This window comes from Stenotrophomonas sp. STEN056 (assembly GCF_056759635.1).
Map to the genome: position 1 here is coordinate 1 of NZ_JBRRDL010000072.1, position 580 is coordinate 580.

At 64.5% G+C, this 580-nt stretch carries 1 protein-coding gene; it reads right to left on the reverse strand.

Annotation, left to right across the window (positions count from 1 at the left end; translation table 11 throughout):
- A partial coding sequence (locus tag ACVOLO_RS18045) for a transaldolase family protein (protein ID WP_481571702.1) occupies positions 1-580 on the reverse strand: 580 nt, incomplete at both ends.

Consider the following 580-nt stretch of genomic DNA (forward strand, 5'->3'; position numbering starts at 1 on the left):
ATCCTTGGCGAACGCATCAATGCCGGTGGCCAGCTTCTCGGTGGCCATCGGATCAGCGGCCATATCCGCATCGAACTTGGCTTCATCAATCGCAGCGACATTCACTGCTTCTGCTGCGCCGGCCAGCAGCTTGCGCGGCAGCTCGCCGAAATCGGCGTCCAGCTTTTCCAGCAGGTCCGGCGAGATGGTCAAACGATCGCAGCCGGCCAGCGCTTCAATCTGCGCGGTGGAGCGGAACGAGGCGCCCATCACCACCGTGCTGGAACCACGGCGCTTGAACTCGGTGAACACGCCGCGCACGAACTGCACGCCCGGGTCTTCGTCAATGTTGGCCGGGGTCTGGCCGTTGGCCACGTACCAGTCAAGAATGCGGCCGACAAACGGCGAGATCAGGAATGCACCGGCTTCCGAGCAGGCCAGGGCCTGGGTCGGGTTGAAGATCAGCGTCAGGTTGCAGTCGATGCCTTCAGCCTGCAGCACGCGCGCGGCTTCCACGCCGGCCCAGGTGGCGGCGATCTTGATCAGCACCTTGCTGCGCGGCACGCCGGCCGCTTCGTACATGGCGATGAACTCACGCGCC